Source organism: Streptomyces bambusae (assembly GCF_019400985.1).
GTDB lineage: Bacteria > Actinomycetota > Actinomycetes > Streptomycetales > Streptomycetaceae > Streptomyces > Streptomyces bambusae_A.
Map to the genome: position 1 here is coordinate 1 of NZ_WTFF01000514.1, position 3,231 is coordinate 3,231.

Consider the following 3,231-nt stretch of genomic DNA (forward strand, 5'->3'; position numbering starts at 1 on the left):
TACGGACATCGGCCTGGGTCTCGGGGGCTCGGAGAGGTGTATAAGAACCAGCCACTACAGGGCCCGCCTGCGCCCCCGCGCCCGCAGGCGCACGGACGAGTACGGCGACTCGGAGTAGTGGGGCGCCGCCGGCGGCCGGTCCCCGGCACCGCCTCGGCCGACACCTCGGGCGCCATGACCTCGGGCATTACCTCGCACGTAATCGACCCCGCCGGGGCCCGGGCGGCAAGGTGGGGGCACCGGGTCCGGAGGGCGCGCACTCGCCCTCCGGGACCGGTTCCCCACCCGCTCCCGACCTCGACGGAGGCTGATCACCCATGTCCGCGACCCTGCTCGGCAGCATCGCCCGCACCACCCGGCCGCAGACCGCGCTGCGCCGCTTCCTCGCCCTCGACTCCGTCGTCACCACCGCCAACGGCCTGGCGTACCTCGCCTTCTCCGCACCGCTGGGGCGGCTCCTCGGCATCGGCCAGGGGCTGCTCCTGGACCTCGGGATCCTGCTCGTCGCGTACGGCTCCGCGGTCGGCTGGCTGGCCTCGCGGCGCCGGCCCTCCGCCTTCGCGGTGAAGGCCGTGGTCGAGACCAACTACGTCTGGGCCGTGGTCAGCCTCGTCGCCCTGGTGGCGTGGCTCTCGCCGACCACCGCCGGGACCGTGTGGATCCCGGCACAGGCCCTCACCGTCGCCGCCTTCGCCGTACTGCAGCAGCTGGCACTGCGCTCAACCGCCGAGTGAGCGCAGGTACTTCACCGTCGCCGGGTCGGCCGGGAGCATCGTCTCGATGGCCAGCTCGGCGACCGTCACGTCCATCGGCGTGTTGAAGGTGGAGATCGACGAGACGAAGGACAGGACGTGTCCGTCGTGCTCGATGACCAGCGGCAGCGCGAAGTACGGGACCGGCTCGTCCGGCTCGCCGTCGCCCGGGCGGTCGGCGACGGGGTACGCCGCCACCTCCTCGTACAGCTTCCGCAGCGGCTCGGAGCGGGCCAGCGCGATCTGCCGCTCCATCTGCGCCAGCAGATGGCCGCGCCACTCCTTCAGGTTGCGGATCCTCGGGGCCAGACCCTCGGGGTGCAGCGTGATCCGCATGGCGTTCAGCGGCGGGGCGAGCAGGTGCCCGGGAAGGCCGTCCAGCAGCATCAGGATGCCCCGGTTGGCGGCGACCACGTCGTACGTGCTGTTCACGACGATCGCCGGGTACGGCTCGTAGCCGGTCAGCAGCCGCTCCAGGCCCTCCCGCAGTGTCCCCAGCGACGGGTCGTCCAGCGGGGTCTGCGCGAACCGGGGCGCGTAACCGGCCGCCAGCAGCAGCGCGTTGCGCTCCCGCATCGGCACGTCCAGGTGGTCGGCGAGCTTGAGGACCATCTCCTGGCTCGGCCGGGAACGCCCCGTCTCGATGAAGCTGATGTGCCGGGAGGAGGAGTCGGCGCGGCCCGCCAGCTCCAGCTGGCTGATGCCGCGCCGCTCGCGCCAGGTGCGCAGCAGCGCACCCACGGAAGGCTCGGCCGCACGAGGCTGGATCGTCATGCCCACGACCGTAGCCGAGCCCGTCCGTCCAGGTCAGCCCAGGTCGAAGACATTCCGCAGGCCGAGGCGGTAGCGCCACCGGTCGTGCCGCTTGAGCGCCTCGATCTCCGGCGCCCGGTACAGCGGCTGCACCGTGCACCGCGGGGCCGGTGAACCCTCCCGGTCCAGCAAGGCGTTGACGGCCGCGCGGGCCGAGGCGTTGGCGCCCTCCATCGTCGCCAGGTCGATGTCGACCGCCACGTAGTCCCCGCTCAGGAAGAAGTTGGGGACCGCCGTCGCGGCGCTCGGGCGGTTGTGGAAGGTGCCCGTGGGGTGGATCAGCAGCTGGTCCTCGTTCGTCGGGTTCGGGGTGCCCAGCCCGTCCACGCCCGGGTCCAGGTACCACGAGTGCAGCGCGCCGTCCCGCAGCACGGCCTTGCCGGTGTCGTTGAGCGAGGCCTTCAGCTGCGCCCACACCTCGCGGGCCACCTCCTCGCGGGTGCACTGCTTGGCCGTCCTCCCGTACAGGATCCCAGGCTTGTCCCACTCCGAGATGTCCACCGAGAGGCAGTCCACGGCCGTGCCGTCCCCGTAGTCCGCGGCGAAGTTCCGGGCCGGCCAGTGCTCGGCCTGCTGGATCGCGGTCAACGACCAGGGCGAGTCGATGCAGTTGACGTGGCCGTGGACCATCGGCGCCCGCTCGGTCAGGTAGAACTGGATGCCGGTCATCCAGTCCGTCTCCAGCCGGTCGCAGCGCGCCAGCATCGGGTCGGCGGCGCGCAGCGCCGGGCCCCAGGTGCGGCGGGCGTGCTCGACGGGCAGCGCGGACACGTAGTGGTCGGCGGTGACCGTGCCGCGGGCACCGTCCGGGCCCTCGACGTCGACCCCGGTGACCCGCCCGCCGCCGCAGCGCACCTCCCGCACCGTCCAGCCGATCCGGAACTCCACGCCCAGAGACCGCAGATGGGCCTCCCAGGGGTCGATCCAGGCCTCGTTGGTGGGCAGGCGGAGGATCCGGTCGGGCGGACCGTCGGCGCCGCGCCCGAGCGCGTTGAAGACGAAGGCCTCCCCGAGGGTGCCGACCGTGCGGGTGGACGCCTCCTCGGCCTTGGTCGCCACGATGTTGCGGGTGACGCCGACGGCGAGGATGCGCTGGTACTCCGTCGACATCTGCGCGGCGCGTACGAAGTCCCACCAGGGCGTGTACTCCCAGACCTGGTCGCGGCGCTCGTCGCAGCTGGTCAGGAAGACCACCGCGCGGTCGACGAAGTACGCGCTCTCGTGCAGCGGCAGCCGTACGAGCGTCTGGAGGAACCCGCCGATCAGCCGGCGGACCTCGTCGAGGGTGAGGTCGGCGCCGGTGTGGCCGGGCCACGGGACCGGCCCGCGGAGGTCCTCGCGGCCGCCGGAGCGGGCGAACATCATCTCAGGCGGGGCCGCCAGGTTGTCCCACACGCCGTTCGCGTTGCCCGGGAAGGGGATGCGCCGCATGGTGTCGGGCAGGTTGTGGTAGATGCCCGGGATGAACCGGAACCCGTGCTCGGCCGGGAGCGGCCGGCGGGTGCCGCGGGCGCTGCCCGGTACGCCCATGCTGCGCGCCTTGCCGCCCAGGGCGCGCCGCTCGTACACGGTCACCCGGTAGCCGCGCTCGGCGAGTTCGTGCGCGGCGGTGAGCCCGGCGACACCGCCGCCGAGGACCGCGACCCGGCGGGGGGCCGCGCCGGAG

The 3,231-nt window shown here is 73.1% G+C and carries 3 protein-coding genes; 1 reads left to right on the forward strand and 2 read right to left on the reverse strand.

Translation table 11 applies throughout. The annotated features are described in order from the left end of the window. Nucleotides 1–317: 317 nt before the first annotated feature. Nucleotides 318–734, forward strand: coding sequence for a hypothetical protein (locus GPJ59_RS34920; RefSeq protein ID WP_219672072.1), 417 nt, complete (start codon nucleotides 318–320; stop codon nucleotides 732–734). On the opposite strand, the gene GPJ59_RS34925 is transcribed toward GPJ59_RS34920, so the two are convergent. Further along, complete coding sequence (locus tag GPJ59_RS34925; RefSeq protein ID WP_219672075.1) at nucleotides 720–1,526, reverse strand: helix-turn-helix domain-containing protein; 807 nt, start codon at nucleotides 1,524–1,526, stop codon at nucleotides 720–722. The genes GPJ59_RS34920 and GPJ59_RS34925 overlap by 15 nt on opposite strands. Nucleotides 1,527–1,559: 33 nt before the next feature. Further along, a partial coding sequence (locus GPJ59_RS34930; protein ID WP_219672076.1) for a hydroxysqualene dehydroxylase occupies nucleotides 1,560–3,231 on the reverse strand: 1,672 nt, incomplete at its 5' end.

Bases quoted from the DNA above. Each gene is read 5' to 3' on its own strand.
- GPJ59_RS34925 (WP_219672075.1), bottom strand. From the start codon at position 1,526: ATGACGATCCAGCCTCGTGCGGCCGAGCCTTCCGTGGGTGCGCTGCTG.
- GPJ59_RS34920 (WP_219672072.1), top strand. From the start codon at position 318: ATGTCCGCGACCCTGCTCGGCAGCATCGCCCGCACCACCCGGCCGCAG.